Origin of the sequence: Arthrobacter gengyunqii, assembly GCF_023022985.1 — a bacterium.
GTDB lineage: Bacteria > Actinomycetota > Actinomycetes > Actinomycetales > Micrococcaceae > Arthrobacter_B > Arthrobacter_B gengyunqii.
The window spans coordinates 1,661,740-1,688,428 of sequence record NZ_CP095461.1 but is presented as its reverse complement, the minus strand read 5'-3'; the positions used below and the strand labels follow the sequence as shown (position 1 = coordinate 1,688,428).

Sequence of the window (26,689 nt, the reverse complement as noted above, 5' to 3'; positions counted from 1 at the left end):
GTCAGCGCACCGTTGCCGGGCGCAGCAGCAGCCACGTTCCGGTGGCTGAAAGAACGACCGCGCCGGGAATCACGCTCTGGACTCGAGCATTGCCACGGACCGGTTCCACAACCCCAGTGCCAGCGCGCCGTCCCGTGCCTGCCGATTCGGGCGCGCAACCTTGGACCGCTCGAAGTACCTGCCCGTGGGATAGTCCTCACCGGGTGTTCCCTCCGCCAGGAACACCAGCGTCCCGGCACCCTTCTCCGGGCTGCTGAGGAACAGGTGCTTCAGCGGGGTGTGATAGAGCGCGTGCATGGCCGAAGCCGGCACGCCGGAGAAGCTGGACGCAATGTTGCCTGGATGAAACGCCGTGGAGGTGGCACCGTGGGAGCGGTACCGCCGGTCGAATTCCTGAGTGAAAAGGATCTGCTCCAGCTTGCTGTTTCCGTAGGCCCTGCGGGGGTTGTAGTTCTTCTCCGACTCCAGGTCGTCCAGATCCACGCGGGCGAAGAGCCGGTTCGCGATGCTTGAGGTGTTGATGACCGTTCCCCCTGACTCCAGCAACCGGTCGGTCAGCAGACGGGTGAGAAGGAACGGAGCCAGATAGTTCACCTGGAACGTGATCTCATGTCCGTCTCCGGTAACCTGGCGCTCCTTCCCGAAGATGGCCCCGGCATTGTTGGCCAGCACATCGATGCGGGGGTACCGCTGCAGCAGCTCCGATGCCAGGTTTCGCACCTGGTTAAGGTCGGAAAAATCAGCCAGCAGGAATTCGCCGCCGGTTTCCTTGGCCACTGCCGCTGACTTCTCGGGAGAGCGCCCCACCACCACAACATGGTGGCCGTCCCGGGCAAGCCGCCGTGCGGCAGCCGCCCCCACGCCGTCGGACCCACCGGTGATCACGATGGTCTTGGAAGCCATGGTTATCTGCTTTCCTGGAAGTGCCGGGACGGCATCACCCTAGCGGCTCAGGCACCGGAAACGATACCCCGGGATCAGGCTGAGTGCCTGCTCCGCCAGAAGGCCGCCATCAACGCACCGGAAACATTGTGCCAGACCGAGAAGACAGCGGCAGGAAGGGCAGCCTCGGGAGTGAAGTACTGCTTGGCCAAACCGGCGGCCAGACCCGAGTTCTGCATGCCCACTTCAACGGCCATGGTGCGCCGGGAGGCGATGGGCTGCCGGAACAATTTCGCTGTGCCGTACCCCAGCCCGAGACCCAGCCCGTTGTGCAGGATGACCGCCAGCAGGATCAGCCAGCCGGCGGTAACGATCGCAGCGGCACTTCCAGCCACCACGGCAAGGACCACAAAGGTGATGGCCAGAACGGAAATCCACGGCAGGACCGGCAGGACGCGGTCCACCAGGCGGGGCACCGCGTAGCGGATCACCAGTCCCAGCACCACGGGAATGAGCACAATCTGGACAATGGACAAAGCCATGGAGCCGGCGTCGACAGCCATGTACCGCCCGGCCAGCCACAGCGCCAGCAACGGGGTGAACAGGGGTGCCAGCAGGGTCGACACCGAGGTCATCGCGACCGACAGGGCCACGTTGCCTTTCGCAAGGTAGGTCACCACATTTGATGCGGTGCCTCCGGGGGCGCAGCCGACGAGGATCACACCGGCTGCCAGTTCCGGACTCAGCTGCAGGGCCCAGGCGATCCCGGCGCCCAGCAGCGGCATGATCACAAACTGGGCGACGACACCGAGGAACACGGGCAGCGGCTGCCGGACCACCAGGGCAAAGTCCGGGAGCGTCAGCGTCAGGCCCATGCCGAACATGATCACCATCAACGCCGGGTTGACGAACGCCGAGAGACCGGTGAACGGTGCCGGAAAGAACAGGGCCACCGCTCCCCCGGCAAGGATAAGCAGGGGAAAGACCGTGACCGCCACGCGCGCGCTGCGCTCTTCGCTGGTCCGGGATTGTTGGGGGGCTGTGGTGCCGGGATTCGCAGACATTCCCATATCGTGGCACTGCCGGCGCCGGTCCGCTATTTATATGACGCCATGCCCCCGCAAAGCTAAGCGGCGACGAAGGCGGAAAGGCGGCTGCGGCGTCGGACGATCCCCACGCTAGCCGAGCTTTATTTTCCGGGAGAAGAGCTTTTGCAGCAGGATGAACAGCAGCAGCAGGGCCCCGATGGCAATGCGGGTCCACCACGAACTCAAGGTGCCTTCGTAAGAGATGAACGTTTGCACGATGCCCAGGACCAGGACCCCCGCGAGTGAGCCGATAACGTAGCCGTAGCCGCCGGTCAGCAGGGTCCCGCCGACAACAACGGCGGCAATGGCGTCCAGCTCCATGCCGGTCGCCGCAAGGCTGTACCCGGAAAGGCTGTAGAAGGAAAAGAGAATCCCCGCAGTGGCCGAGCACAGGCCGCTGATCGTATAAACCAGCACTTTGGTCCGCGGCACGGCCAGCCCCATGAGCACGGCGGACGACTCATTGCCGCCCACCGCATAAACGGTTCGCCCAAACCGGGTACGGTGCAGGACGTATACCGCGGCGGCAACCACCAGCAGGGCAATGATCACTCCGGGTGAGACGAACAATCCGCCCGGCAGCCGGATCCGTGCCTGCGCCATGGAGGTGAAAAACGGATCAGTGACGGTGATGGAGTCCAGGCTGATCACGTAACAAAGGCCCCGGGCAAGGAACAGCCCCGCCAGGGTGACAATGAAGGGTTGAATCTCGAACACCTGGATGACCAGCCCCATCAGGAGCCCAAAGACCGCTCCGACCAAGAGAACGACGGCGATGGTTGCGAACGGATTCCATCCCTGCCGCAGGAGGGCTGCGGCAATCATCATGGAAAGTGCCACCACCGATCCCACCGACAGGTCGATCCCGCCGGTGAGGATGACGAAGGTCATGCCGACGGCGAGAACAATCAGGAAGGTGTTGTCGATCAGCAGGTTCAGGAAAACCTGCCCCGAGAGGAACCCCGGATACATGACGGCTCCGGCGGCAAACATGGCCAGGAACAGGCCGATGGTTGCCGCCGTGGGAGCATAGCGGGCTTTGCCCCGCAGCCGGCCGGCGCGGGAGAGCGTGGCGGGGGCGGGCGGACTGGTAAGCACGGACATTAGAGCGCCGCCTTGGTTTGGGAGGGAGCCATCAGTACCGGTTGTTTGCGTCTTTGGAGCATGGTCCGGGCTTTGGCGGACTGCAGCAGGCACACAATGATCACCACCAGGGCCTTGAAAACCAGCGTTACCTCGGGCGGTATGCCCAGGGTGTAGACGGTGGTTGTCAGGGTTTGGATGATCAGCGCGCCGATCAGGGTGCCCACCAGGCTGTAGCGGCCGCCGGCCAGTGATGTACCTCCGATGACGACGGCGAGGATGGCATCCATTTCAATGAAGAGTCCGGCGTTGTTCGCGTCAGCTGCAGTGACGTTGGAGCTGATCATCAATCCCGCAACCGCGGCACAGAAGCCGCTGAAGATGTAGACGATCCAGGTGATGCTGCGGGCCCGGATGCCGGCCAGCCGGCTGGCAGCCGGGTTGATTCCCACCGCTTCGATGAGTGTTCCCAGTGCGGTCCGCCGTGTCAGCAGCCCGGCGACAGCGAACGCTGCGGCGGCAATGAGGATGGAAATCGGCAGGGCCAGGAAGTATCCGGCGCCGATTGCCTGGTAGGGCTCATTCGACACCGAGATGATCTGCCCGCCGGTCACGAGTTGGGCCATTCCGCGTCCCGCGGTCATGAGGACCAGTGTTGCGATGATCGGTTGAATACCGATCACCGAGACCAGGAAACCGTTCCACAGGCCCAGGGCCAGGCCGGCAGCGACGGCAATTGCCACGGCGACGGCAGCCGTTTGGAGGGAGGCTGGCTCAGGCGAGTTGTAGATGTAGGTGCAGGAGACGGCGCCGGCGATGGCGGCCACTGCACCCACTGAGAGGTCGATTCCGCGCGAGGCGATGACCAGCGTCATGCCCAGGGCGATGAGGAGCGTGGGTGCGCCGTTGCGCAGGATGTCTATCAGGCTGCCGTAGAGGTGGCCGTCCTGAACCCTGATCGAAAAGAAATCGGAACGGAAAGCCTGGTTGAGGAGCAGCAGCAGTATCAGGGCCAGCGCGGGCCAGGTGAGCCGGTGCCGGAAAACCGCGTTCATGCCGCCGCCCCTGTGCCGGCGATGATGGTCATGACATCCTCCATCGTGACTCCGTCATTGGGCAGGTCGGCCACCATCCGCCGGTCCCGGAGGACGGCAATGGAGTCGCTGAGGCGAAGCACTTCCTCGAGCTCGGCGGAAATGAAGATGATCGACATTCCCTCGGCAGCCAGGTTGCTGATGAGTATTTGAATGGAGGTTTTGGCGCCGATGTCGATGCCGCGGGTGGGCTCGTCCAGGATCAGCAGCTTCGGATTGGTGATCAGCCAGCGGGCTAGCAACACCTTTTGCTGGTTGCCGCCGCTGAGGTTGCGGATCAGTGCGTCTTTGTTGGCGGGACGGATGTCGAGGGTCTGGATGAATTTCTCGGATAACTGGTCCTGCAGATGCGCGGGAATCCGTCTCAGCCAGCCCTTGCTGGCCTGCATGGCCAGCACCAGGTTGTCTTTGACGGACAAATCGCTGATGAGACCTTCTTCCTTGCGGTTCTCAGAGGAAAATCCAATGCCGGCATCGATGGCTGCGCGGGGGCTTCGTAGGGTGCGGCTGGTGCCGTTGATGCGCAGTTCGCCCTGGTCAGCACGGTCCGCCCCAAAGAGAAGCCTGGCAGTTTCGGTCCGTCCGGAACCCAGCAGGCCGGCCAGACCGAGAATCTGTCCCGGGTCCACGGTGATGGTGATGTTCTCCACCGATCCCTTCCGGCCAAGGTTCTCCGTCTGCAGCAGCGGCTCAACGGGCTGCTCTCCGGATGCGCGGTGAGCTTCGGCATGATCGAGTTCTTCAAGGACCAGCATGTCCTTGCCGATCATCTTGGAGATCAGCTCCATCCGCGGCAGATCCCGGGTCGGGTACTCCCCCACGAGCCGCCCGTTTCGCAGAACTGTCATCCGGTCCGAAATCTCATACACCTGCTCCAGGAAATGGGAAACGAACAGAATGCCCACGCCCCGGTCCCTCAGGGTGCGGACAACACTGAAAAGCTGTTGCACTTCCTCGGCATCCAGGCTGGAGGTCGGTTCATCGAGGATGAGCACTTTCGCCTCGACCTGGACGGACCGGGCGATCGCCACGAGCTGCTGAACCGCCAGCGAGTGGGCGGACAGAATGGAACCGGGATCGATGTGGCCAAGCTGGAGTTCGGCCAGCACGCCGCGCGCCCGGACCCGCACCTCCTTCCAGTTGATGCCTCCGCGCCTGCGCGGTTCCCGTCCCAGGAGGATGTTCTCTTCGACCGACAGATTGGGGCAGAGATTCACTTCTTGGTAGACGGTGCTGATCCCGGACTCCTGGGCTTCGCCGGGGTTGGCAAAGCTCCGGGGCATGCCCGCGACGGTAATCGATCCGCCGTCGATCGGATAAACGCCCGTCAAGGCTTTGATCAGCGTCGATTTGCCGGCACCGTTTTCTCCCAGGAGAGCGTGCACTTCGCCCGGAAAGAGCCGGAAATCCACTCCGTCGAGGGCTTTGACGCCGGGAAATTCGATGGAGATGCCGCGCATCTCGACGACGGGAACGATCTCATTCATGCGCGCGTCTTTTCTGTGCCGGAGTGCGGTGAGCACCGGCTCACCGCACTCCTCCTGATGGTTGTCTCCGTAAAGGATCTGCTGCACCCGGAATCCGGATCAGTACTTCCGGTTGGGGAGGGCCTCCTTAGCCTGTTCCTGCGTGAAGGCGGTCTCTTCCGTCACGACCCGTTCCGGCACTTCCTCGCCCGCCACAACCTTCGCGGCCAGATCCATCAGCTGCTCCCCCAGCAGCGGGTTGCACTCGACGATGTAGTTGATCTTGCCCTCAGAGAGGGCCGTCATTCCATCCTTGACCGCGTCCACCGTGATGATCTTGATGTCCTTGCCGGGCACCTTGCCGGCAGCCTCAATCGCCTCGATCGCACCGAGTCCCATGTCATCGTTGTGGGCATAGACAACGTCGATGTCAGGGGTGTTCTTGAGGAAGGCCTCCATCACCTGCTTGCCGCCGCTGCGGGTGAAGTCGCCCGTCTGGGACTGCACAATCTGAAGATTCGGATTGGCGGCAATCGCCTTTTCGAAGCCTTCCTTGCGGTCGAGAGCCGGGGCTGCACCGGTGGTGCCCTGCAGTTCCACGATGTTCACCGGACCGTCAACTGCGGCGGAATCCTCCACCAGCCATTCGCCGGCCTTCTTGCCCTCTTCAACGAAGTCGGAGCCCAGGAAGGTTGCGTACAGGGTGGTGTCGGCGGAATCCACGGCCCGGTCAGTCAGGATCACGGGAATGTTCGCGTCCTTGGCTTCTTTCAGGACGGTGTCCCATCCGGATTCGACAACCGGCGAGAAGGCGATGACATCGACTTTCTGCTGGATGTAGGAACGGATGGCCTTGATTTGGTTTTCCTGTTTCTGCTGCGCATCAGTGAATTTGAGATCGACGCCGGCGGCTTCCGCGGCATCCTGGACTGACTTGGTGTTGGCGGTGCGCCACCCGCTCTCGGCACCCACCTGGGCGAATCCCATGGTGATGCCGTCTTCGGATCCGCCGGCCGAATCCGAGGATGCGCCGCACGCGGACAGGGCAAGGGCCGAGACGGCCAGGGCTGTCATTAAGGTTTTCTTGAACACTGCTGCCTCCTGGGAATGGACCGCAGCCAGGAGCAAATGCACCATCATCGCTGCGCGGGCTTGGCGCCCTGGCTGCAATTGTGAACGCTAACATCCATGCGGTCAAGGGAGTTTTCAGCATTCTTTGGAACTGTTTTTCCAGGCAATGCAAAGAGGGCCGCTGCATTAGCAGCGGCCCCCGGGTTACCGGCACTCCATGACGGGCACCGGCAACTGCAACGGATTACACCGCGGCAAACTCCAACTCGTCGGCTTTGTCTTCTGCCGCAGCTGCCGAAGCCCCCGGAGCAGCCGGAGCAGCCGGAGCCGGAACCTCGTCCACCGGCCAGGCCTCAGTGCACGGCGGCTTGAGACGGTCGATGACGGCCACGACTGTCAGTGAGGCCGCTCCCCAGATACCAAGGGTCAGCAGGTGGGACCAGACGGTGTCGCCGCCGAAGTACAGGATGGAGCGGATGGACTCCACGGCTGCCGGCATCGGCAGCACTTCATGCAGGAAGCGGAAGATCTCCGGTTCCATGTAGATGGACATTGCCGCACCGGAAGCCGGGACGCCCAGGAACGTCAGGATTCCGATCACCGGAAGGATGGCTAGCATGCCGATCAAGCGCTCAAAGACAGCGGTGAACATGGCCACGCAGAAGATCGCAGCCGCACCGACCGCCCACAGCTGCCAGAAGTGGCCGTCAATGGCGCCGACAAAGACAGCCGCAATTACCCAGAGGAGGGCCGAGTAGCCCACCGCCCAACCCGCGACAATCGGCAGCAGCCGGCGCAGCGGACGGCTTGCGGGCTGGGCCGTGGCACCCACCACAATGATCATGAAGCCTGCCATGATCCAGCCCATGGCCAGATACATGGTGGCCATGCCCATGGAGTCCTCGGAGGCCAGCGGAGCAACATCCTCAGTGACCAACTCCATCTGCTGTCCGGCCGCAACCTGGGCAAACACCCGGTCGACCACCTGCTGCGCGCTGATGCCCGCAGCCTGGTTGGTCAACAGTGTTGCCGTGGGGTTCTCCGCGGAGGGCAGCACATACGCTGCAACAACGGTGCGGTCCCCCACTTGCTCGCGTGCATCGTCCGCGGAATCCAGCGCTGTCAGTTCAAACAGCCCCGACATGTTCTCCTCGAGTCCGGACGCGGCCTGTTCCGCCTGCTCGGCGGTCGCGCCGACAATGGCGACGGGCATGTCGCGCGGAGTCGGCTGGTACATGGCACCCAGCATCATGGTGAGCATCATCGACACCATGACCAGCGGGAAGAATGCCAGGGTGACGTAGCGCCAGACGCGGCTCTTCGGGCGCGGCCCGCCGTGCAGCGAGGCCACATTGACGGCCAGCGGCTTTGCATCCGGCTTGCGGCGCTTCTTCAGTGCATCAAGGCCCAGGGTGAGCAGCAACGCCGCCACGGCGCCAATGACCAGCACCGCCAGGTGGCCCCCGGCTCCGTCTCCGCCGAAGTAGAGAACCGACCGCAGCGACTCGCCGGTGGCGGCGGCGGGAAGGAAGCTGTGCAGGATCGGATACAGCCCGGGCATGGTGTGTACCGACATGCTCATGTTGGAGGCGGGAACGCCCAGGACCATCAGGAACAGCATGCCCACCAGCACGGCCATCGGGCCGAAGATGCGGGTCAGGAACAGCTGGACGCTGCCCACCGCGAAAACCGACAGCCAGCAGATGCCAAGGACGGCAGCAGTGTGCCCCTCGACAACACCCATAACGGGGCCGACGACGGTCCACACCAGTGCGGCGATGAGCGCCGACCAGCCGGCCAGCAGCGGTACGAAGCGGCGGAAGCGCAACAGTTCCGGGGAGTTGGAGAGGACCAGGCTTAGAGGCATGTAGCCGGCGAGCATCAGGGCCGTGGTCATGAACATGGCACCCAGTCCGGCCATGTCATTGTCCGGCAGCGGAGCGAGGTCCTCGGAGGTCAGGGTCAGACCCTGGGCCAGCACCTGCGGCGCGAGAAGGGCCGTTACCGTTCCCGTTTGGGATGCACCCGCAGCGCCTGCGGTGTAGACGGTGGCAGCGGCGTCGGTCAGCGATACCGCGCCGGAAACCTCACGGTCCAGCACCAGCTTGCGGGCCTCATCAGCGGAGTCGACAACACGGACGTCGACGGCGTCGGCGTTTGCGGCTTCCATCGCGTCAGCGAAGGAGCCGGCCTGCTGGGCTGTGCCGCTGACGGCAATGGGCATGTTGTGCGGAGTGGGAGCATGCATCGCGGCAAGGTAACCGCCCACCAGCATTGACACCATCAAAAGCGGCATTAGGAACATGGCGACATAGCGCCCGATCCTTTCCGCCTTGGCGCGTTTCAGAGCCGCTGCTTCGAGGGCCTGCGCATCCTTTGCCGGGTCGCTGTCTTCCGCCGCGGACACCGCATCCGGCGGATGGTCGCTGGACGTGGGGGAAATATGACTCAAGCTCGTGCTCCTGTGCTGTGGTTCGATGGTGGTGCGAGTGGCGTGCGAACCGTTTGATGCGTACGCGGTCAGTTAGACCAACTCGTCAAAATTACGCCACGTGGCGTAAAATTGGTAATCGACTCGCCACCGCGGCAAAGACGCTCGTTATCGGAGCGGGAGATGAGGCACCCCCATGGGACAGCACGGAGACAAGGCACGGGAGGCTCTCCTTGACGCTGCCGAGGAACTCTTTGCCCAGTACGGGATCGACGCCGTCTCCAACCGGCGGATTGCCGAACATGCCGGCACTGCCAACCATTCCGCCGTCGCCTACCACTTCGGTGGCCGGGAGGAGCTCATCCGTGCCCTGGTCACCCGGCACACCGCGGACACGAGCCGCCGACGGGCCGAACTGGCGGCCGCGCTAAATCCAAACCCTGCTCTTCCGGAGCTGCTGGCCTGCCTGATCCTGCCGTGGGTCGAGCATCTGGGGTCGCTGCCGGTGCCGAGCTGGCGGGCGCGCTTCGTCTACCAACTGCGGGCGGTACCGTCCATGCACGAGGTGCTAGCAGGATCTGTCATTGCCAACCCCTTGACCGAGGACTTGATTAGGCGCCTGGAAGCGGCTACCGGAAAGCTGGCGCCGACTACGCGGTACGGGCGCTCTTGGATCCTGGGCAACATGGTGCTGGGAGTATCCGCCGAGTACGAGGCACGCATCCAGGACGGGGCGGAAAAGGCCAACTGGACCGGCGTCGGTTACTTCCTCATTGACTCCTCGGCCGGCATGCTCTCCGCACCCGTAACCCACCCGGGTGACTTCCTCACCCAGCCCTCCGCGGTCTACATGCCCTGAATCATGCCCTAGATTCGGGACACACGCGTGCCGCGTCGACGGCGAGCGCCGTCGATCCCCGCGTACATATGCTGTTTATCGCCGCCCGCTTCAGGAGCGTGACGCCGCTCCGACCAACCGTGCGCCTCGCTGGCCCAGCATCTTGTCGTAGATCGCCGAGAACACCAGTGCCACCACCACGGCGATGAGAATGATAATGAGCATCCCGATGATTCCGCTCTGAACCCCGGCACTGGCATCCGCGTCGAAGTAGAGGACGGCCCGGTTGGCCATGGTCATCTGGTAGAGCGGCTCCCCGCGCGCAATGAACCGGAAGAACCCTGGCAGGGCTTCCAGCGGCACCACGCCGCTGGCCGAGGGCAGGCCCATGAACACCACGTAGATCAGGGACAGGATCATGCCCGCGCTGCCGAACACGCCGATCAGCGCGAAGGTCACCGCGGAAACCGTCACGATGGAAAGCCATGTGGTGAGGAAGAACAGGCCGCCGTGCGGTATGGGCATTCCGACGGCGGAGGCCACCCACATCATCAACCCTGCGGTAGGAAGGGCAGCTAGGACCACAATGCCCCACTTCACCAGGAAGGTTACCCAGCGGGCCGGGCGCCGCTGCGGTCCGAGGGTGAAACGGGGACCCAGCTCGATTGGCGCCACCCCCAGCCGGGCGTCAAGCAGGAAATGCAGGGCCACCGAACCGCTGACGCCCACCACCATGAGCAGGACGGAGTAGAAGAACGCTCCCATCCCCAATGCAGCACCCTCCGGCGGCGGAGAGTAGACGCTGGTCTTCACGGCAATCGGGTCCGCCAGAAGATCGGCTGAGGTGCCGCCGATCTTCGGGGACAGCTGCTGCTCGAGCTGGGAGGGCAGCGCCGTGCCCAGCTGCTGCAGTTCACGTTCCAGTTCAGCCTGCGCCTGCGTCTGGGCTTCCTCCGCGGATTCGGTGAGCTGCTCCCCCAGTCCCCGGTTGGCCTGCTCCAGGGCGGGATCTATAGCGCCAGTAGCCAGACTGCTGGCCAGCGGCCCAGCCTGGGGATTGGTGTAGACGGTGACCGTGGGCCGGGACACCTCTTCGGCGCTGAGCGAACCGGAGACCAGGCCGGTGGCATCCGCTGAGAAGGACTCGGGAATCACCACTGCCCCGTGGATCTGTCCCTTGCGCATCTGATCCTGTGCCTCGTCCCAGGACAGTACCCGCAGCTCGATTTGGTCCGAGCTGCCAAATCCCTGCTTCATCTGGTCCGTGATGTTCTGGCCCAGATCCTCGCGGCCGCCGTCCGGCGTATCCGTTCCTTTGTCCTGGTTCACCACTGCAACGGGGAAGTGCTTCAGATGATCCCCCGGACTGCCGAGCCCGCCAATATACAGTGCGGTACCGGTTCCGCCGAGAAGCAGGAGCACCAGCAGCGGCAGAAGCCATGTGCGGGGGGAAGCATAGAACCCGATGCCGCGTGAGCGGGGCTCAGGAGGATTGCGAGAATCATTGGTTGCTGTATGTGCTGGCATGGAACGCACCTCCGGAAGGCGGACTGATGCTCTTGCTGAAGTTGTGCTTCAGCCCTGCTTCTTTCGAGAGTATCCGCGCCGTATCGGCGCCGAAACGGTCAACCGCCGCAGACGGCGTCGACCTGCCATATCTGACGCGGATCCGCTGACAAGCGGTCAGCGGAACCCGTCCAGACGAACCTTCAGAGCGTCCAGGACCTGCAGCTGTCCTTTGACAATCCTGGTGCGGGCCGCGGACTCTCTGAACCAGCCGGCGTCGTCAATCTCCGGGTACTCCCGGACAGCACCCGATCCCGGCGGCCATTCCAGCGCAAACGTGTTGCTGAGAATCCGCTCAGGGGAAAAGGCGGTCTCAGCCGTGAACACCGTGATGGTCTTCTTGGCGGATTGCCGGAAAGTGCCCAGCAGAACATAGTCCGCCTCGGGCGCCGGCATACCCATTTCCTCGCCGAATTCCCGAAGAGCTGCAGCCAGCGGATCCTCGGAGGGAAGATATTCGCCCTTGGGTATCGACCATGCATGCTCATCCTTGCGGGCCCAGAACGGTCCGCCCATATGCCCAAGCCACACTTCCAGCGAACCGGGGCCGCCGCTGGCTGCCTGGGCACGGCGGTACAGCAGAATGCCTGCGCTGAAGATCATGGGGGTCATCTTAGGGCTTCCTACCGGTTCCGCGCCGGTCCGTGCAAGGATCGGCGTATGAACCAGCGCCTGATGCTGCTTGACACCGCCTCCCTGTACTTCCGCGCCTTCTACGGGCTTCCGGACACGATCCGCCGCAACGACGGGACGCCGGTGAATGCCGTGCGCGGCCTGCTGGACATGATCGCGCGGCTCACCAACGACTATGGGGCGACGCATCTGATCGCCTGCTGGGATGATGACTGGCGTCCCCAGTGGCGCGTGGACCTGCTGCCCACCTACAAGGCGCACCGGGTTGCCCAGGTGGTCGCTGACGCGCCCGACGTCGAGACGGTGCCGGACCCGCTGGAGGCACAGATCCCCATGATCCGCCGAACGCTGGCACTTGCCGGCATTGCCGTCGTGGGCGCTCCGGAACATGAGGCCGACGACGTGATCGGCACCTACGCGAGCACCGCGGACCTGCCCGTGGACGTGGTCACCGGAGACCGGGACCTGTTCCAGGTCATCGACGACGAACGCGATGTGCGCGTGATCTACACGGCCCGGGGCATGAAAAACCTCGACGTGCTCACCGAAGCCTCGATCGTCGCCAAGTACCGGGTGCTGCCGCAGCAGTACGCCGACTATGCCACTCTGCGCGGAGACGCCTCCGACGGCCTGCCGGGCGTCGCGGGAATCGGCGAAAAGACCGCGGCCTCGCTGCTGGGTGAATACGGCGCCCTTGACGCTTTGCTCGCTGCGGCCGAGGACCCGGACAGTTCCCTCTCGGCACCGATGCGGTCCAAGCTCGCCAAGGCGGCAGGGTATCTGGAGGTTGCACCGGACGTGGTCCGGGTGGTCCGTGACCTGTCCCTGCCCGGTGTGAAGGAGGCCGGGGCGAAGCTAAAGCCGGTCACCGGCGATGACCGGGCGGAGCTGGAGCGGCTCGGTGCCGAGTGGAACCTTGGCGGATCCGTCCAGCGGCTGCTGGACTCCTTTGACAGGTATGCGTAACCGGCCTTCGGCGGAACTGAACGAAGCCCGGCGCCTGCAGCCTGAAATCAGTTGCGCAGCGGTCCGCCGACTTCGGCTTCCACCTCGGCAACGACGTCGCGGTGGCTGCCCAGCGCCTCCAGCTCCTGAGCCAGTTCTTCGAGCTCCTCCCCGCCGGCCATCTGGGCGGTCAGCTGGTCCAGGGTGACGTCCATCTTGGCGTAATAGCCAATCGACTTGCCGCGCTTGAGCAACAGGAAGCGGTCTCCCACGGGATAGGCATGGTGCGGGTTGTGGGTAATGAAGATGACGCCGAGTCCGCGGTCCCGTGCCTGCAGGATGTAACGCAGGACCACCCCGGACTGCTTGACGCCCAGGGCTGCCGTCGGTTCGTCGAGGATGAGCACCTTCGCCCCGAAATACACGGCACGGGCGATGGCCACGCACTGGCGCTCGCCGCCGGACAACTGGCCCACGGGCTGCTCCACGTCCCGCAGGTCAATGCCCATCTCCTGCAGTTCCTTTTTGGTGATCTCCTTCATCTTGGCAACATCGAGCCGTTTGAACGGTCCGGAGCCGGTGGTCAGCTCCGACCCGAGGAAGAAGTTGCGCCAGATCGGCATCAGGGAGACCACGGCCAGGTCCTGGTAGACGGCGGCAATGCCCAGATCCAGCGCGGAGCGCGGAGAGGTGAACCGTCGTTCCTCGCCCAGCGCGGTGAACGTTCCTTCATCGTGCGGATGCAGTCCGGCAATGATTTTGATCAGGGTGGACTTGCCCGCGCCGTTGTCGCCAAGCACGCAGGTGACCTTTCCGGCGTCCACGTCCATGGTGACGTCGTGCAGGGCAATGATGTTGCCGTAGTGCTTGCCCACCTTGTCGAGCCGCAGCAGGGGCGACGGAGATGCTGCGTCCCCACCGCCGTCGGCCTGGTTTTTCCTGCTGTCCATGTGTTGTCTCCGTTCCTAGCTTTGTTCGGCCCGGCGCTTAACCACCATGTTCACCATGGTGGCCAGCAGCAGCATGAGGCCCAGGAAGAACTTGAACCAGTCCGGATTCCATTCCGCGTACACGATGCCCTTGTTGGCCATGCCGAAAATAAACGCTCCGATGGCGCCGCCAATGGCGGATCCGTAGCCGCCGGTCAGGAGGCATCCGCCGATCACGGCAGCAATGATGTAGAGGAATTCGTTGCCGATGCCTTCACCGGACTGCACGATCGAAAACGCAAACAGGTTGTGCATCCCCAGGATCCAGGCGCAGAAGCCAACACCCATGAAGAGCCCGATCTTGGTCTTCACCACGGGAACACCGACGGCGCGCGCGGCGTAGGCGTCACCGCCGGACGCGAAGATCCAGTTGCCCACACGGGTGCGCAGCAGGATCCAGGACGCCGCGGCAACCAGGGCAATCCAGATGAAGACGGTAATCCGAACCTCCACGCCGCCCAGAGTGACGGAGGAAGCGAACACTGCCTTGGCCGAGTCGAAGCCGTCCATGGTGGAGATGGACGGGGAGGAAACGCTTCCGCCGATGGCCCGGGTCAGGCCCAGGTTGAGGCCGGTGAGCATCAGGAACGTTGCGAGGGTGACGATGAAGGACGGGAGCTTGGTTTTGACCAGGATCCACCCGTTGATGAAACCGACGGTCAGTGACATCACCAGAGCAAGTGCCACCCCCACCCACACGTTCATGGAGAAGTACCAGCTGAAGAGCGATGCCATCAGGGCCGAACTGATAACGGCCACACCGGTGGACAGGTCAAACTCGCCGCCGATCATCAGCAGCGAGACGCCCACCGCCATGATGCCGATGGTGGAGGCGCCGTACAGGACGGTGGCGATGGAGCCGGGCTGCAGGAACACCGGCGCAACCACGGAGAAGAAGGCGAACAGGGCAATGGCGCCCACCAGCGCACCGATTTCCGGGCGTCCCAGCAGCTTGGCCATTCTGCTCTTGGAGGCAACCCGCTCGTCTTCTGCCGGTGCGGCGGGGGTGACTGTATCAGCCGTCATTCGAATTCACTTTCATCATCTCCGGGGGCCGCAGCCGGCGCCGGGCCGGATCGGCGCATCAGCGGATGCCGTCTGCGGCGAAGGCTGCGACCTGCTCGGCGTTCGAGGAATCGATGATCGTGGGTCCGGTGAGCACCGGCTGGCCGCCGCCGAGCTCGAATCCTCCGCGGGCGTTCTGCCACAGTGCGTCAACCGCCCCGTAGCCCTGCAGCCAGGGCTGCTGGTCAACGGTGAAGATGATTTCCCCGTCAACGATGCGCTCGGCAAGGTCGGGGTTAAGGTCGAAGGAGGCCACCTTGGCCTCGCTGCCGGAAGTCTCCACGGATTTCAGGATGGTGAGCGTATACGGCGCGCCCAGGCCCACGACGACGTCGGCATCCTTCGTGGCCTGCAGCTTGGCTGTCACGGTGGACTCAACCTGTGTCATGTCGGTTCCCTGGACGTACAGGATTTCAGTGCCCGGCACCTTGGTCTTCACGCCTGCACAGCGGCTTTCATGTCCCACGTTGCCCTGCTCGTGAATCACGCAGATCGGATGCACGTACCCGTCCGACGCCAGCTGCTGTCCCACCGCTTCTCCGGCAAGCTGCTCATTGGAACCGAAGTGGGTAAAAGCGCCGAGTTCGGCGGACCGGTCTTCTCCGGAATTCAGGCTCACCACTGGAATCCCCGCGGCTTCCGCCTTTTTCAGGGCCGAGGCCACGGCGTCGGGCTTGGCCAGGGTGACGGCAATTCCGTCCACACCCTGCTCCACGGCCTGCTCGATGAGCTGGGCCTGCCGGCCGCCTTCAGGATCCGAGCTGTACAGAAGTTCTACATTGTCCTTCTGCGATGCTTCCTCGGCCCCCTTTCGCACGATGTCCCAGAACGTGTCGCCTGGACCGGCATGGGTGATCAGGGCAACTTTGATGCGGTCGGTTCCGGCGACGTCGCCTCCGCCGTTGCCGCTGTCCGCTTCGGGAGTTCGCCCGCCTGAGCTGGAGCACCCTGCCAGTGCCAGCGCGGGAACCAGCAGCATCGATGCTGCCAGTGTGCGCAGGGAAAGTTGATGTGACACGAGTGTCTCCTTTGTCTTCGTGGCCCGGCCCGGTAACCGGCAAGCCTGCAGCCGGAGGGGCCTCCCCCGCTTCGGCACTTCGGAGTCCAATATATCGACAAGCATGACCATGTCAATCATTTGTCAGGACATTTACTTCTTTCCCAGCCCGCTCCTGTCAGCGACGGATCTGAAGTACCGGGGCTCGGGTTGCATCGAGGTGACCACTGTTACACTCGTCGGGAATATGCTTTTGTCCTAACATGATGCGGCTCTGGCCGGGGAAGCGCCGAGGTGCAGCAATGGGTGCGGAGCTTCATATTCCAATTGACAGGTCCTCCTCCGTACCTCTCTACCATCAGGTGGTCCAGGGCATTGAAGCGGCGATCCGCACCGGCGTCCTGGAATTCGGTTCCCGGCTGGACACGGAAATCGAGCTGGCCGGCAAGCTCAACCTTTCCCGACCCACCATGCGCAAGGCGATGGACGAGCTGGTCCGCGCCGGACTGCTGGTCCGCAAACGCGGCGTGGGCACCCAGGTGGTGTCCAATCAGGTGCGCCGGCATTTGGAGCTGACCAGCCTGTTCGACGATCTGCAGGGATCGGACCAAAAGCCCGCGACCCAGGTCCTCGACTTCCGGCATGGTCCGGCAGGCCCGGCAATCGCTGCAACCCTGGAGCTGCCGGCGGATGTCCGGACCTACCATTTCACCCGGCTGCGCACCGTCGGCGGCAAGCCGCTGGCCCTGATGGAGAACTGGGTGCGCGATGACATCACCGAACTCACCGAGCGGGCGCTCCGGGGGCAGGGGCTCTACCAGCTGCTGCGGGATGCCGGAGTGAACTTTCGGCTGGCCACCCAGCGCATCGGGGCCACGGTTGCCGACTCACGTCAGGCGAAGCTGCTGGACACGGAGCCCGGTGCCGCACTGGTGACCATGGAGCGCACGGCGGTGGATGATGCCGGACGCAATGTGGAAACCGGACGCCATGTGTATCGTGCCGATTCCTACAGTTTCGAGATGACTCTGGTTCAACGCTAGAGGCACGCGCCCCGGAAAAGAGATTCGAATGTCGCACACACCTTGGGTTTATCCGGTTGGTTCCGCCAACGACGGCGGGTGGCAGGTTTCGCTGGGGGCAACCGACAGCGCCGCCAGGATTCCGGGGTGGGCATACACCGGGATCAAGGTCACGGAACTGGCGCCCGGGGAGTCCGTGTCGCTGCCGGCGGAGAATGAAGAGCGGTTGGTCATCCCGCTTGTGGGAGCCTTTACGGTCCTCGCTGATGGAACCGAGTATCCGCTGCGGGGCAGAAGCTCGGTTTTTGCCGGTGCCACCGATGTGCTCTATTCGGGGGTGCGGACGCCGTTGACGGTGTCCTCCGAAAACGGCGGGCGGGTGGCCGTGGCGCTCGCCCCGGCGCAGGAAAGGTATCCGGTCCGGCTGGTGACTGCCGGGGAAACACCGGTGGAGCTGCGGGGATCGGGCAGCTGCTCCCGTCAGGTGCACAACTTCGGCACGCCGGCCGCTCTTGAAGCGGACCGCTTCATTGTCTGCGAAGTCCTCACCCCTGCCGGCAACTGGTCCTCATATCCCCCGCACAAGCATGACGAGGAGAAGGACGGGGAGAATTCGCTGGAGGAGATTTACTACTTTGAAACGCGGCCTGCCGCGGGTTCACCCGTTCCGGACAACGTTGACGCGGTGGGCTATGCGCGCGTCTACGCGTCCGATGAAAGACCCATCGATGTCAAGGCCGAGGTCCGCAGCGGCGATGTTGTGCTCGTCCCCTACGGCTGGCACGGTCCGGCCATGGCGGCGCCGGGGTACGACCTCTACTACCTCAACATCATGGCCGGGCCGGGCCGGGTGCGGGAGTGGCTGATCAGCGACGATCCGCACCACGGCTGGATCCGGAAAACATGGGACGGACAGGCCATGGACCCGCGGCTCCCGTTCAGCTCCTGAACGGCGTTGGTCCCAGGGCAATCGTCGTTGTCCGCACTCCTTTTCAACTGGCAACGCACCGGCGCCGTGATCAGTCCTGGTACAGCAGCGGCTGTTCGTGAAGCTCAACGGCGACCGTCCGGCCGGTTTTCTGCGCTTCGACGCCGGCTTCGCAGCATGCCGCCGCGGCATATCCGTCCCAGGCACTCGGCCCGCCGATGTCCCCCTGCAGCGCAGCGTCCACCCAGGCCTGGATTTCGCGGTCGTAGGCGGTGCTGAACCGCTCCGCAAACCCCGGCAAAACCATGCCGCCCCAACGGCCCCGGGTGCTCAGGTACGGGCCGGTGTCGTTTCCAATCCGCACCACTCCCTGCTCGAACACCGCCTGGGTGCCCACCTCGTAGCCGTACTGGGCATTGACATAGATCTCCACGTCGGCCAGCACGCCCGACGTGGTTTCCATCATCACCTGCTGCGGGTCCTTCATACCCGCCGGAGCGCTGCTGGTGCTCTTGCCGCTGCGCACCTGCACCGACGTAATCTCGTCCGCGCTAAAGAACCGAACTGCGTCAAACTCGTGCACCACGGAGTCGTTGATCAGCATTTCGTTGGTGAACCCGGGCGGCGTGGCGGGGTTGCGGTGCTGATGGTGCAGCATCAGCAACTCGCCCAGCTCCCCGCTGCGGATCAGCTCGGCCAGATGCGCATACTCGGCGTCATAGCGGCGCATGAAGCCCACCTGGATTCGTTTCCGGCCCAGCTTTTCCTCCGCCTGCAGCACCCGCCATGCTGACGCCGAATCCGGGGTCAGCGGTTTCTCGCAGAGGATGGGGATGTCCCGGGCGAGCGCGGCGTGCAGTGCGTCCTCATGCAGAAAGCCTGGCGTTGCGATCAGCACAGCATCCGTGCGCGGGTCCTCAAGCGCAGCGCGGATGTCGGTCAGGGCAACGGCACCGGGAATACCGGCGGCTGCGGCGGCTGCCCGGTCAGCATCGATGTCGACGACGGCGCTCACCTCCGCCCCATGGGTGCGCCGAGCCAGGCGTTGAATGTGGTCAACGCCCATGCGTCCTGCGCCGATGACGGCAACGCTGAGATTCCGGCTCATAGGAGCCTCCTTAAGCAATGCGGAGCTGGTTGCGGAAGTTGGGAAAGGCGAAGCTAGGAAACTCGGGTGCGGGAACCGCAGGAAAGCAGGTAGTTGCGGGTCCGGCGGGCGATCGGCAGGGGTACATCCAGATTGGCCACCGGGTACATGTCCTGCTCCACGATCCCGAACAGCGGCCGGTTCAGCTCCTCGGCCGCCGCGATGACCAGGGACAGATCGGGCAGTCCCCCCGGTGGTTCACTCATGACCCCGGCCAGGTTTGCCGCCGCCCAGGTCAGGTTCTCCCGGCGGACCCTGTCCAGGACCTGAGGATCCACCTGTTTCAGGTGCAGGTAGCCGATGCGCTCCGGATAGTTCGCCATCAGCTCCACGCTGTCCGCATCTCCGTACTGCGCGTGCCCGGTGTCCAGGCACAGGGACACCAGTGCGGGATCGGTTTCCTGCAGGAAGCGTTCAATGTCCGGCTGCGCACATACGTGCGAGTCGGCGTGTGGGTGGAACTGCTGCTGCAGGCCGTAATCTTCGGCCAGCACCTTTCCCAGCCGGTTGTGGCCGAGAAACAGGTCCTGGAGCTGTTCCGGCGAAAGGTCGGAACTCTCGATCGCTTCGCCGGTAACGTCGTCGCGCCACATCGCCGGAATCACCACCAGGTGCCGCCCGCCCATGGCTGCCGTGAGTTCGGCGACGCGGCGAGCCGGTTCCCACGCCTGCTCCCACTGATCGGCGCCGCGGTGAAAGGCCGTGAAGACGGTTCCGGCGGAGACCTGCAGGCCGCGCTGCGCCAGTTCATCGGCCAGCCGCACGGGGTCGGCGGGCAGATAGCCGTACGGTCCCAGTTCAATCCACCGGTAACCGGCTTCGGCCGCTTCATCCAGGAAACGCTGCCACGGGGCCTGCCGGGGATCCCGGGCAAACCAGACGCCCCAGGAATCCGGAGCGGTTCCGATGATGAGCTTGTTCTCAGTCATGTGCCGGTCCTGTCCTGGGGTTGCCGATCAGCGGTTTCTGGGCGGCCTTGTGCCGGAGATAGGTGCGCCGGGCATCCCGGGTGGACTCCAGTTCGGAGGCACCGGCGACGGGGACGTCCCACCAGGATTCGGAATCGGGAGCATCGATCAGCGGGTCGGACTCGACGTGGATCAGCACCGGCCCGCTGCCCTCGGGTTCGGCCTTGGCTTTGGCCACGGCAGTCTCCAGATCGGCCACCGCATTGTCACCGGGCTCCACCCGGATCACCCGGACGCCCAGCGATCGGGCATTTGCCGCAAGATCGACGGGCAGCACCTCGCCGTCGTCGAAGGTATGGTGCGCTGGATCCAGCGTCCGGTAACTGGTACCGAACCGCTGCGAGCCGAGCGACTCGGAGAGCGCCCCAATGGAGGCGTATCCGTGGTTCTGGATCAGGACGGTTATGAGCTTGATGCCCTCAGCGACGGCCGTGACTAGTTCGGTGTGCATCATCAGGTAGGAGCCGTCACCGACCATGACGACGACGTCGCGCGGGGACTCGCCGTTCCCGGCACGCCGCGCCTCGTCAATGGCGGCGCGCTTTACTCCCAGTCCGCCGGGTATCTCATAGCCCATGGTCGAGAAGGCGTATTCCACGTGATAACCGAAGGGGTCGGCAACGCGCCACATTTTGTGCAGGTCGCCGGGCAGGGATCCGGCAGCACAGACGACGACGTCGCGTGCATCGGTAGCGCGGCGAACGGCGCCGATGATTTCGTTTTGGCTGGGCAACGGGGCGTGCCGTGTGGTGAATGCTTCATCCACAGTGGCGTTCCAGCGCTCTTTTTCGGTTGCCACCAGCTGTTCCAGGTCCGCGCCGATGCGGTAGCCGGACAAGGCCTCCGTCAGGCGAAGCAGCGCCTTGCGGGCATCGGCGACGATTGGCAGGGCGGTGCCCTGCTTGTAAGCATCCAGCGGTGCCACGTTGATGTTCACGAACGACACATCCGGATTTTGAAAAGCCGTGCGCGAGGCCGTGGTGAAGTCCTCGTAGCGGGTGCCGATGCCAATGATCAGGTCCGCGTCGCGTGCGACGGCGTTGGCCGCCGTCGTGCCGGTGGAACCCACCGCTCCCAGGCAGTACGGAGCGTCCCAGGGCAGCGATCCGGCGCCGGCCTGGGTGTAGGCAACCGGTATGCCTGTGAGGTCGGCCAGCCGTGCCAGTTGAGCAGTGGCGAACGCGTACAGCACTCCGCCTCCCGCGATGATCAGCGGGCGCCGGGCTGAGCGGATCCGCTGGGCGGCGCGACGAATGTCGTCCTCGTCGGGCTCAGGGCGGCGGATCCGCCATTCCCGCTCCGCGAGGAATTCTGCGGGAACGTCCAGTGCCTCGGCCTGGACATCCTGGGGCAGCGAAATAGTGACAGCGCCGGTGTCGGCAGGATCCGTCAGGATCCGCAGGCCGTTGAGGAAGGCTGAGTAGAGCTGTTCCGGCCGGACCACCCGGTCAAAGTACCGGGACAGCGGGCGGAAGGCGTCATTGACGGTGATGTCATAGGCGTCGGGGCGCTCCAGTTGCTGGAGCACGGGATCCGCGGCCCGGGTGGCGAAGGTGTCTGCCGGGAGGAGCAGCACGGGGAGCCGGTTGGTGGTGGCCACGGCCGCTCCGGTGAGCATGTTGGTGGCCCCCGGCCCAATGGAGCTGGTCACGGCGTAGGTGGCCCGCCGCCGGGTGTGCCGGGTGTACCCCACGGCCTGGTGCACCATCGCCTGCTCGTTGCGGCCCTGGTAGTACGGCATCAGCGCCGGGTCCCGCACCTGTGCCTGTTTCAGTGCCTGGCCCACCCCGGCAACGTTGCCGTGGCCGAAGATGCCGAACATGCCCGGGATCAGGCGCTCGCGGTGGTCCACACCCCCGATGCTGTCCACAACGTACTGTTTGCCCAGGAATTCGACCACTGCCTGGGCCACGGTCATGCGGTGCGTTTTCATGGTGCGGGCACTTCCTGTTCGGGGCCGGTGTACCGGTCGGGGTGACTGCTCGGGTCAGGATGGTTGTTCAGCAGCGACGCCGCCGCGGCCACGGCCTCATGCACGTCTCCGCTCTTGGGGTACAGCAGGGTCCGGCCCACTGTCAGGCCTTGGACGCCGGGCAGTTTCAAGGCCGCCTGCCAGCGGTCGAAGGTGTCCTGCGGAGACCCGGACGGGTCTCCGCCCAGCAGGACGGCAGGCATGGTGGTGGCGGCCAGAACCCGTTCCATCTCCGGGACCACGGGCAGTTTCAGCCAGGTATAAGCGCTGGTGGAACCCAGTCCCGAGGCGATGGCAATGGAGGTGATGACGGCGTCCGCGGTCAGGTCGTTGCGCAGGCGGCCGTGATCCCACACGGACATGAACGGTTCCACCATCGCCACCAGCCGCCGCTCCGCGAGACTGTCGATGGTTTTCGCTGTTGATTCCAGCGTGCTCACCGTTGCAGGGTCACCCAGGCAGATGCGGACCAGCATTTTGCCCCCGGTGGCGCCCAGCGCCTGCAGCGCGGCGGCGGTGTGGCCCGTGAAGCGGTCATCCGGTTCATTCACGGAACCAGCCAGCCCGCCCCGGTTCATGGAGCCGAACAGCAGTTTCCCGTCCAAAGCACCCAGCAGGAGCAGGTCATCCATGATGTCGGGAGTGGCCAGCACACCGTCAACTGCCGGATGGGCCAAAGCGGACTGCAGCCGGTCTAGGAGGTCATGGCGGTCTGCCATCGCCATGGATCGCTTACCTACTGCGAGGGCACCGCGGGCAGGATGGTCGGCGGCAACGATGAAGTTCTGTTTCCCCAGCTGCGGTCCCGGATGGGGCAGACGTTCGGCAGCCGCACGACTGAGGGCCGCGGGGTCCTCCAGCCTGAGGCGCGTCAGGTGCTCGTAGCGTCGCGGGTTGTCATCGAAGCCATTCACGTGGATGCCTCCAGGAGTTCAGGCAGCATCCGGCCGCGTTCGGTCAAAAGCTCGAGAACTTCGGTGGGCGTGGGCATGGCATCCGCGCAGGAAATCCGCGACGCCACCAGAGCACCTGACGCGTTGGCGTACTCAAGCACTGCGGCCAGGGGCCACCCCGCCAGCAGGCCGTGGCACAATGCGCCGCCGAAGGCGTCCCCGGCGCCAAGCCCGTTTACTGTCTCCATAGGAACGGGCGGGGAAACCACGCGCTCCGTTGGGGTCTTTGCCAAGACACCGTCCGCACCCAGTTTGACCACCGCCAACGCAACGCCTTCAGCCAGCAGGCTGTCAGCCTGCTCATCGGGTGTTCCTTCGCCCACCGCAACCGAGCATTCCTTGGTATTGCCCACCGCAACGGTGACATACGGCAGGATGCGGATGATCTGTTCTCGGGCTTCATCCTCGGAGGACCAGAACATCGGTCGGTAGTCCAGATCCAGTACCGTGTGTTGTTCCGGTCCCAGCGCTTCCCTTGGCCGGGCTCGGTGCGCGGCCAAATGTGCCGCCCGACTGGGTTCCTGGCACAGCCCTGTAACCGTGGACCAAAAGATACCCGCGTCCCGTACGATGCCCGTATCCACTTCTTCGGCCGTGATCTGCAAATCAGGCGCCGTAGGAAACCGGCCGTAGAAATATAGGGGAAAGTTCTCCGGCGGCATGATCGCGCAGAAAGTCACGGGGGTTTGCAGCTCCGGAACGGCAGTGACGTACGTGTCATCAACGCCGAACTTCAACAGTTCCCCGTGCAGATACTTACCGAAAGGATCGGCGCCGGTCCGGGTGATGACGGCAGCCCTGCGCCCGTGCCGGGCCGCAGCGACCGCAACATTGGATGGTGAACCGCCAAGGTACTTGGCAAAGGAGGTGACATCCGCCAGATCCACCCCAATGTCCTGCGGGTAGATATCAACGCTGATCCGTCCGATGGTGAGCACTTCGTGAGGCACTGTATCCGCCGGCCTTCCTGTCTAGGCGGGGAGCACCGCCCGATCTGGCTATGGATGTGACCGACGCCACACCCACACTCTGCCCTCGGGACTTTGTCCTGTCAAACTTTTTTGCGTTCCGGAGGATACGACTGCTCCTATCCGCAGCAGTCACCGTGCAAGGAGTCCCAATTCGCTGAGCAGGACGGCCAATCGCAGGAGGGCAAGGTCGCTGCCCGCTGGCCCGACAAGACAGGCACCCCGCGGCAGGCCGTCGACGGTCCGAAGAGGCATGCTCACGGCGGGCAACCCTGCAAGCCCTGCCAGACAGGTCAGCTGCATGGTGGCGGTCCTCGCCTGTTGGATCTGGTTCTCGAGCGGACACGGGGCGCCGGCTTCAGCCTTGAGTTTTGACCCAGTGTTGAGTTTCGGAGCGGCCGATGACGCCGAGGGCAGGATCAGGACCCGGGTACCCACAAGTTCGCGAATCTGCTGCTTTGCAGCCGCAGCTTCGGCGCGGGCCAGTTGGTATTGTTCGCGGGATATCGTGGATGCTGTCCGGAACCGCCCTGCAACATCCGCACCCAATGACACCATGTTCCGGCTGACCCAGGAGCCGTGGGCCTGCCACGCCTCAAAGCCTTGCACGGTTTGGAAGATGCTGAGCCACCGCGGCAGTACCTGGGCATCAAAGGCGGATTCCTCCAGCACCGGGACTCCGCGATCCTCCAGGTGCGTCCAATCTGACAGCATGGCGGCCAGCGCTTCTTGGGTGGGCCGGTCGGCGACGGCGGTGAGTGACGGCATGCTCAACGCACCGGTCAACGCAGTTCCGGCGTCGGCCGGCACCGGAGGCAGCAACACCTTTCCAGCCTTTTCCATTGACTCGGCATCGCGCGTCATCCACCCGACCGTGTCAAAGGACGGCGCGAGCGGCATTACACCGTCCAGCGATACCGCTCCGTGCGTCGTCCTGATACCGAACAGCCCCTGATAGGAGGCCGGCACCCGGATAGATCCGCCCGTGTCACTTCCCAGCCCCAAATGGGCCTGCCCCGTCGAAACGGCGCTGGCGGACCCGGACGAGGACCCTCCGCTGATGCGGCCGGGTGCCTTCGGGTTGGGCGGCGTGCCGTAGTGGGTGTTCATACCTGCCAGGCTGTAGGCAAATTCGTCCGTGCGGGCTATGCCGCGGATCGATGCACCGGCGTCAGTGAGTACGGTGACGGCAGCGGCCGAACAGGGCTCAGGCGCTGCGTCCCGGACCCAAGCCTCGCTTCCGGCACCGATGGGATGACCGGCAACGGCAAACAGATCCTTCGCGGCCACCGTCATTCCCTCCAGCTGTCCCCTGCCCGTCGGGCGGACCAGTGGCGTGCCAACGGTCCGCCAAATGGTTGAGTCGATGGGCAGGGCCGGAGAACTAACATGGGCCGCCACAATCATCCACCCCGCATCTCGACGGTGCCACAGCTGCGTCTGCTGCCCCCGCCCGCCTCCGCAGGCCTCTGTGACGGCGACAATAAGTGCCGTGCGGGGATCCGCCATTTGCACCGTGACGTCCACCAGCGTGCGAGCCGGCGCTCCGCCCCGGTAAAGGCGGAAGTCACGGATGGCATCGTGGCCCAAGAGCAGTCCTCCGGCGTCGCCGCGGATGGTTGGTACCCCGGGTCCGAGCAGATTATCCGGTGCGAAGAGTTCGTCAAGCACCTCCAGATCATTGGCCATCAACGCGGTTTCATAAGCGTCGAATGCTTGCAGCAACTCTTCCGGGGCCGGTGAACCTGAGAGCGTGTAGGGGCGGGTGGCGGGCGCGGATGCCGTCATGGGAATGGTTCCTCTCCTCGGAATGTCAGGCTGCGGCGACGGTGGTCTGTTCATGCACCAGCCGAGAGATTTCCCGTTTATAGTCATTGAATTCCGCCGACGTGACGTCGCGGTCTCCGGACATCGGAATGTCGATGATTTTCTTAATGTGCCCGGGTATTCCGTGAGATGAACCCCCCGACATGACCACCACCCGGTCTGCCAGATACACGGCTTCCTCGATACTGTGCGTAATGAAGACAACGGTTGTGCCGACCGTGCGGTGGATCCTGGAGAGCTCGTTTTGGAGCTGTTCCCGGGTTAGCGCGTCCAGCGCACCAAATGGTTCGTCCATGAGCAGCACCGAGGGCTGGTTCGCCAAAACCCGGGCAATGGCAACACGCTGCTGCATTCCTCCGGAAAGCTGATGCGGGAAAGAATCCGCAACCCTGGACAGGCCAACCATTTCGGTAAACTCCCGGGTGCGTTCCTTCACTACCGATGACGGATGGTGCTGTTGTTTTGGGCCGTAGGCAATGTTCTCCTTGACCGTCAGCCACGGGAACAATCCATAGTCTTGGAAGACAACGCCACGGTCCGGACCCGGTCCGGTGACCGGCCGTCCTTCCACTTGAATAAGGCCGTCGGTGACCTGCTCGAATCCAGCAATGAGGCGCATGAGGGTGCTCTTGCCGCAGCCGCTGGCACCCACTATCGCAATGAACTGTCCGGATTCGATGTCCAGGTCTGTGCCTTTCATGGCGTAAGGGCCATCACCGTACCGTTTGCCCACATTTCGGATGGAGATCGATCCCG

The 26,689-nt window shown here is 64.2% G+C and carries 23 protein-coding genes; 4 read left to right on the top strand and 19 right to left on the bottom strand.

What is annotated here, in order from left to right; translation table 11 throughout:
- Positions 1 to 69: 69 nt before the first annotated feature.
- The 7 genes from MUG94_RS07705 to MUG94_RS07675 all read right to left on the bottom strand — a co-directional run bounded on the left by MUG94_RS07705 (position 70) and on the right by MUG94_RS07675 (position 9,136).
- Positions 70 to 903 carry an SDR family NAD(P)-dependent oxidoreductase gene (locus MUG94_RS07705; protein ID WP_227908693.1) on the bottom strand — a complete coding sequence of 278 codons (834 nt, stop codon included), beginning with the start codon at positions 901 to 903 and terminating at the stop codon, positions 70 to 72.
- A 74-nt stretch (positions 904 to 977) separates the two neighbouring features.
- Positions 978 to 1,952 carry a bile acid:sodium symporter family protein gene (locus MUG94_RS07700; protein WP_423724430.1) on the bottom strand — a complete coding sequence of 325 codons (975 nt, stop codon included), beginning with the start codon at positions 1,950 to 1,952 and terminating at the stop codon, positions 978 to 980.
- A 108-nt stretch (positions 1,953 to 2,060) separates the two neighbouring features.
- Complete coding sequence (gene yjfF, locus MUG94_RS07695; protein ID WP_227908688.1) at positions 2,061 to 3,074, bottom strand: galactofuranose ABC transporter, permease protein YjfF; 1,014 nt, start codon at positions 3,072 to 3,074, stop codon at positions 2,061 to 2,063.
- Complete coding sequence (locus tag MUG94_RS07690) at positions 3,074 to 4,108, bottom strand: ABC transporter permease (RefSeq protein WP_227908686.1); 1,035 nt, start codon at positions 4,106 to 4,108, stop codon at positions 3,074 to 3,076. The genes yjfF and MUG94_RS07690 overlap by 1 nt, the downstream gene beginning before the upstream one ends.
- Positions 4,105 to 5,634 (bottom strand): sugar ABC transporter ATP-binding protein, encoded by a 1,530-nt coding sequence (locus MUG94_RS07685; protein WP_227889552.1) that lies wholly within the window; start codon positions 5,632 to 5,634, stop codon positions 4,105 to 4,107. Before MUG94_RS07685 ends, MUG94_RS07690 begins: the two co-directional genes overlap by 4 nt.
- Before the next feature lie 99 nt (positions 5,635 to 5,733).
- A complete protein-coding gene (locus tag MUG94_RS07680; protein WP_227889551.1) occupies positions 5,734 to 6,687 on the bottom strand; it encodes an ABC transporter substrate-binding protein in 954 nt (317 codons plus the stop codon).
- A gap of 241 nt (positions 6,688 to 6,928) precedes the next feature.
- A complete protein-coding gene (locus MUG94_RS07675) occupies positions 6,929 to 9,136 on the bottom strand; it encodes an ABC transporter permease (protein WP_227908683.1) in 2,208 nt (735 codons plus the stop codon).
- A 175-nt stretch (positions 9,137 to 9,311) separates the two neighbouring features.
- Between MUG94_RS07675 and MUG94_RS07670 the strand changes: the two genes are divergently transcribed.
- Positions 9,312 to 9,974 (top strand): TetR/AcrR family transcriptional regulator, encoded by a 663-nt coding sequence (locus MUG94_RS07670; protein WP_227908681.1) that lies wholly within the window; start codon positions 9,312 to 9,314, stop codon positions 9,972 to 9,974.
- 90 nt (positions 9,975 to 10,064) lie between these two features.
- Here the strand turns inward: MUG94_RS07670 and MUG94_RS07665 are convergent, their stop codons facing one another.
- Together MUG94_RS07665 and MUG94_RS07660 are read right to left on the bottom strand one after the other, a co-directional pair.
- Entirely contained in the window at positions 10,065 to 11,480 is a 1,416-nt protein-coding gene (locus tag MUG94_RS07665; RefSeq protein WP_227908679.1) for a YhgE/Pip domain-containing protein, read from the bottom strand.
- 156 nt (positions 11,481 to 11,636) lie between these two features.
- Complete coding sequence (locus MUG94_RS07660) at positions 11,637 to 12,122, bottom strand: NUDIX hydrolase (protein ID WP_423724428.1); 486 nt, start codon at positions 12,120 to 12,122, stop codon at positions 11,637 to 11,639.
- 57 nt (positions 12,123 to 12,179) lie between these two features.
- On the opposite strand from MUG94_RS07660, the gene MUG94_RS07655 reads away from it, so the two are divergent.
- Positions 12,180 to 13,118, top strand: coding sequence for a 5'-3' exonuclease (locus MUG94_RS07655; protein WP_227908675.1), 939 nt, complete (start codon positions 12,180 to 12,182; stop codon positions 13,116 to 13,118).
- A gap of 47 nt (positions 13,119 to 13,165) precedes the next feature.
- On the opposite strand, the gene MUG94_RS07650 is transcribed toward MUG94_RS07655, so the two are convergent.
- The 3 genes from MUG94_RS07650 to MUG94_RS07640 are packed head-to-tail and all read right to left on the bottom strand — an operon-like array spanning position 13,166 to position 16,130.
- Positions 13,166 to 14,047 carry an ATP-binding cassette domain-containing protein gene (locus MUG94_RS07650; protein ID WP_227908673.1) on the bottom strand — a complete coding sequence of 294 codons (882 nt, stop codon included), beginning with the start codon at positions 14,045 to 14,047 and terminating at the stop codon, positions 13,166 to 13,168.
- Positions 14,048 to 14,062: 15 nt separating this feature from the next.
- Positions 14,063 to 15,112 carry an ABC transporter permease gene (locus tag MUG94_RS07645; protein ID WP_227908671.1) on the bottom strand — a complete coding sequence of 350 codons (1,050 nt, stop codon included), beginning with the start codon at positions 15,110 to 15,112 and terminating at the stop codon, positions 14,063 to 14,065.
- A 58-nt stretch (positions 15,113 to 15,170) separates the two neighbouring features.
- Positions 15,171 to 16,130, bottom strand: coding sequence for a substrate-binding domain-containing protein (locus MUG94_RS07640; RefSeq protein ID WP_227908783.1), 960 nt, complete (start codon positions 16,128 to 16,130; stop codon positions 15,171 to 15,173).
- A gap of 320 nt (positions 16,131 to 16,450) precedes the next feature.
- Here MUG94_RS07640 and MUG94_RS07635 point away from each other — a divergent pair, with 320 nt between their 5' ends.
- Positions 16,451 to 17,191 (top strand): GntR family transcriptional regulator, encoded by a 741-nt coding sequence (locus MUG94_RS07635; protein WP_227908670.1) that lies wholly within the window; start codon positions 16,451 to 16,453, stop codon positions 17,189 to 17,191.
- A gap of 28 nt (positions 17,192 to 17,219) precedes the next feature.
- A complete protein-coding gene (gene iolB, locus MUG94_RS07630) occupies positions 17,220 to 18,119 on the top strand; it encodes a 5-deoxy-glucuronate isomerase (RefSeq protein ID WP_227908669.1) in 900 nt (299 codons plus the stop codon).
- Positions 18,120 to 18,189: 70 nt separating this feature from the next.
- Here the strand turns inward: iolB and MUG94_RS07625 are convergent, their stop codons facing one another.
- From MUG94_RS07625 to MUG94_RS07595, 7 genes are all read right to left on the bottom strand, one after another.
- Positions 18,190 to 19,206 carry a Gfo/Idh/MocA family protein gene (locus tag MUG94_RS07625; RefSeq protein ID WP_227908667.1) on the bottom strand — a complete coding sequence of 339 codons (1,017 nt, stop codon included), beginning with the start codon at positions 19,204 to 19,206 and terminating at the stop codon, positions 18,190 to 18,192.
- A gap of 53 nt (positions 19,207 to 19,259) precedes the next feature.
- Entirely contained in the window at positions 19,260 to 20,174 is a 915-nt protein-coding gene (locus tag MUG94_RS07620; RefSeq protein WP_227908665.1) for a sugar phosphate isomerase/epimerase family protein, read from the bottom strand.
- Complete coding sequence (gene iolD, locus MUG94_RS07615; RefSeq protein ID WP_227908781.1) at positions 20,167 to 22,131, bottom strand: 3D-(3,5/4)-trihydroxycyclohexane-1,2-dione acylhydrolase (decyclizing); 1,965 nt, start codon at positions 22,129 to 22,131, stop codon at positions 20,167 to 20,169. Before iolD ends, MUG94_RS07620 begins: the two co-directional genes overlap by 8 nt.
- Before the next feature lie 11 nt (positions 22,132 to 22,142).
- Positions 22,143 to 23,099 carry a Cgl0159 family (beta/alpha)8-fold protein gene (locus tag MUG94_RS07610; protein WP_227908663.1) on the bottom strand — a complete coding sequence of 319 codons (957 nt, stop codon included), beginning with the start codon at positions 23,097 to 23,099 and terminating at the stop codon, positions 22,143 to 22,145.
- Positions 23,096 to 24,088, bottom strand: coding sequence for a 5-dehydro-2-deoxygluconokinase (gene iolC / locus MUG94_RS07605; protein WP_227908661.1), 993 nt, complete (start codon positions 24,086 to 24,088; stop codon positions 23,096 to 23,098). The genes MUG94_RS07610 and iolC overlap by 4 nt, the downstream gene beginning before the upstream one ends.
- 150 nt (positions 24,089 to 24,238) lie before the next feature.
- Positions 24,239 to 25,894, bottom strand: coding sequence for an AtzH-like domain-containing protein (locus MUG94_RS07600; RefSeq protein WP_227908659.1), 1,656 nt, complete (start codon positions 25,892 to 25,894; stop codon positions 24,239 to 24,241).
- Positions 25,895 to 25,919: 25 nt separating this feature from the next.
- Positions 25,920 to 26,633, bottom strand: a complete 714-nt coding sequence (locus MUG94_RS07595; protein WP_227908657.1) for an ABC transporter ATP-binding protein — start codon at positions 26,631 to 26,633, stop codon at positions 25,920 to 25,922.
- Positions 26,634 to 26,689: the final 56 nt, after the last annotated feature.

Bases quoted from the DNA above. Each gene is read 5' to 3' on its own strand.
- iolD (WP_227908781.1), bottom strand. From the start codon at position 22,131: ATGACCGTGGCCCAGGCAGTGGTCGAATTCCTGGGCAAACAGTACGTT.
- MUG94_RS07700 (WP_423724430.1), bottom strand. From the start codon at position 1,952: ATGGGAATGTCTGCGAATCCCGGCACCACAGCCCCCCAACAATCCCGG.
- MUG94_RS07685 (WP_227889552.1), bottom strand. From the start codon at position 5,634: ATGAATGAGATCGTTCCCGTCGTCGAGATGCGCGGCATCTCCATCGAA.
- MUG94_RS07660 (WP_423724428.1), bottom strand. From the start codon at position 12,122: ATGATCTTCAGCGCAGGCATTCTGCTGTACCGCCGTGCCCAGGCAGCC.
- MUG94_RS07705 (WP_227908693.1), bottom strand. From the start codon at position 903: ATGGCTTCCAAGACCATCGTGATCACCGGTGGGTCCGACGGCGTGGGG.
- MUG94_RS07595 (WP_227908657.1), bottom strand. From the start codon at position 26,633: ATGAAAGGCACAGACCTGGACATCGAATCCGGACAGTTCATTGCGATA.
- MUG94_RS07625 (WP_227908667.1), bottom strand. From the start codon at position 19,206: ATGAGCCGGAATCTCAGCGTTGCCGTCATCGGCGCAGGACGCATGGGC.
- yjfF (WP_227908688.1), bottom strand. From the start codon at position 3,074: ATGTCCGTGCTTACCAGTCCGCCCGCCCCCGCCACGCTCTCCCGCGCC.
- MUG94_RS07650 (WP_227908673.1), bottom strand. From the start codon at position 14,047: ATGGACAGCAGGAAAAACCAGGCCGACGGCGGTGGGGACGCAGCATCT.
- MUG94_RS07600 (WP_227908659.1), bottom strand. From the start codon at position 25,894: ATGACGGCATCCGCGCCCGCCACCCGCCCCTACACGCTCTCAGGTTCA.
- MUG94_RS07690 (WP_227908686.1), bottom strand. From the start codon at position 4,108: ATGAACGCGGTTTTCCGGCACCGGCTCACCTGGCCCGCGCTGGCCCTG.
- MUG94_RS07680 (WP_227889551.1), bottom strand. From the start codon at position 6,687: ATGACAGCCCTGGCCGTCTCGGCCCTTGCCCTGTCCGCGTGCGGCGCA.
- MUG94_RS07645 (WP_227908671.1), bottom strand. From the start codon at position 15,112: ATGACGGCTGATACAGTCACCCCCGCCGCACCGGCAGAAGACGAGCGG.
- MUG94_RS07640 (WP_227908783.1), bottom strand. From the start codon at position 16,130: ATGCTGCTGGTTCCCGCGCTGGCACTGGCAGGGTGCTCCAGCTCAGGC.
- MUG94_RS07655 (WP_227908675.1), top strand. From the start codon at position 12,180: ATGAACCAGCGCCTGATGCTGCTTGACACCGCCTCCCTGTACTTCCGC.
- MUG94_RS07635 (WP_227908670.1), top strand. From the start codon at position 16,451: ATGGGTGCGGAGCTTCATATTCCAATTGACAGGTCCTCCTCCGTACCT.
- MUG94_RS07665 (WP_227908679.1), bottom strand. From the start codon at position 11,480: ATGCCAGCACATACAGCAACCAATGATTCTCGCAATCCTCCTGAGCCC.
- MUG94_RS07620 (WP_227908665.1), bottom strand. From the start codon at position 20,174: ATGACTGAGAACAAGCTCATCATCGGAACCGCTCCGGATTCCTGGGGC.
- iolB (WP_227908669.1), top strand. From the start codon at position 17,220: ATGTCGCACACACCTTGGGTTTATCCGGTTGGTTCCGCCAACGACGGC.
- MUG94_RS07670 (WP_227908681.1), top strand. From the start codon at position 9,312: ATGGGACAGCACGGAGACAAGGCACGGGAGGCTCTCCTTGACGCTGCC.